This window comes from Tenacibaculum sp. MEBiC06402 (assembly GCF_049239625.1).
Taxonomy (GTDB): domain Bacteria; phylum Bacteroidota; class Bacteroidia; order Flavobacteriales; family Flavobacteriaceae; genus Polaribacter.
Genome location: NZ_JBMKKT010000072.1, coordinates 1 through 1,399 on the forward strand (window position 1 = coordinate 1; position 1,399 = coordinate 1,399).

Genomic DNA, 1,399 nt, shown 5'->3' on the forward strand with positions numbered 1-1,399 from the left:
TAATTATACACCTTGTTGTAAAACGTTTTATTTTCGATAAGGTTCATCCATAAAAGATTTATTCTTAGTTAAAAATGTTTTAAAATGGTATTTAATTCTTTCAATTAAACTTGGTTTACCAAAATTAAAAGGCACTATAGTTTTTAAGTTTTTTAAATTTTTTAGCTCTAATTCACTAAGCTCTATATTTAAGCTTAAATCGTCAAAGTAAAAAGCATATTCTTTTCCACGATTTTTTTCTACTCTTATTGATTTTATTTTATTCAAATCAATTGTTTTTGTCCAGTCGTTTTTTGTTATAGTAATTAACTCAAACTCTATTTTTATATGACCTCCTTTGTAGTAGATAAAGTTATTAATCAGAATCAGGATAAAAGTTGTTAGCATAAAAATCAAAGAGAAAGTCTTAATTAAACTTTTATACTCCAAAAAGGAGTTGTCTGAATTCCCTGAAGTATAACTAAGTAAAAAATAAAAATAGAAGATTCCGATAAGTTTATATATGGTGAAATATCTATGTCTAAAAATATAATTATGTTCTATTATGTTTAGAGTCATTTAGTAATGTTTTACAACGTATTTGTGTATGATTTTTTGCGGGAAAAGGACGCGAGTTCTTTTCCGTTGTTTCCGAAAGATAATTAATAAGATTGAATTTCCGGCGAGGAAATTAAGCCGCAATTAATTATACACCTTGTTGGTAACTGTATTATTCAGTTTTCTTTTGTTTTTTGTATTCTAATAAAATATTTTTCTTTTCCAGTTCGGTCAATTTAATATTAGAATTCATTCCAGTTGGTGGTGGAGGCATTTCATCGTCAATCATTAGAATATCCTGAATAAGATAATCTCCAATCTTTCTTTCCCAACCTATACAACCAGATTGATAACTCAAGAGATAAGTAGTGTCTTTTAAAGCTCTCAATGTTAATTCAGCTTTTTTATTAAATTCTTTTTTTCTTAATAAACCCTCATAAGCAATAGCTTTTATTGTTCCATTAGGATATTCTGTAAGTTTTAGTAATTCATGCTCAGTGGCATTTTTCATTACCCAAATCCTAGTTCTTACCTCGCTTTTAGTTGAGATTCCCATACCACCAACACCGCTAGTAATTCCTCTGTGTTTCGATAATGTTATCGAGTCCCTAATGTTTTTTCTAATATTACTCCAATTAAAGTTCCAACTTGGTTCATAATACATCGAAGTAAGAAACATAAAACCAAGTCCAACCATAGTTAAAAGTATAACTAAAACAGAAAATGGGTTTTGAGTTTTTTTATTTCTTAATTTCTTTTTCATATTGTTGCCAACGTATTTGTGTATGATTTTTTGCGGGAAAAGGACGCGAGTTCTTTTCCGTTGTTGCTGAAAGATAATTAATAAGATTGAATTTCCTGA

2 protein-coding genes are annotated in these 1,399 nt (G+C 28.2%); both read right to left on the reverse strand.

All coding sequences use genetic code 11. The features are described 5' to 3' along the window. Nucleotides 1-27: 27 nt before the first annotated feature. Nucleotides 28-558, reverse strand: coding sequence for a hypothetical protein (locus tag ACOSP6_RS01145; protein ID WP_422095686.1), 531 nt, complete (start codon nt 556-558; stop codon nt 28-30). Between the two features lie 151 nt (nt 559-709). Further along, the gene (locus tag ACOSP6_RS01150) at nt 710-1,300 is read right to left on the reverse strand and encodes a hypothetical protein (protein ID WP_422092320.1); all 591 of its coding nucleotides are present in this window, start codon (nt 1,298-1,300) and stop codon (nt 710-712) included. Between the last annotated feature and the right edge of the window lie 99 nt (nt 1,301-1,399).

Excerpts from the sequence above, each read along its gene's own strand:
- ACOSP6_RS01145 (WP_422095686.1), bottom strand. The coding sequence starts at position 558 with ATGACTCTAAACATAATAGAACATAATTATATTTTTAGACATAGATAT.
- ACOSP6_RS01150 (WP_422092320.1), bottom strand. The coding sequence starts at position 1,300 with ATGAAAAAGAAATTAAGAAATAAAAAAACTCAAAACCCATTTTCTGTT.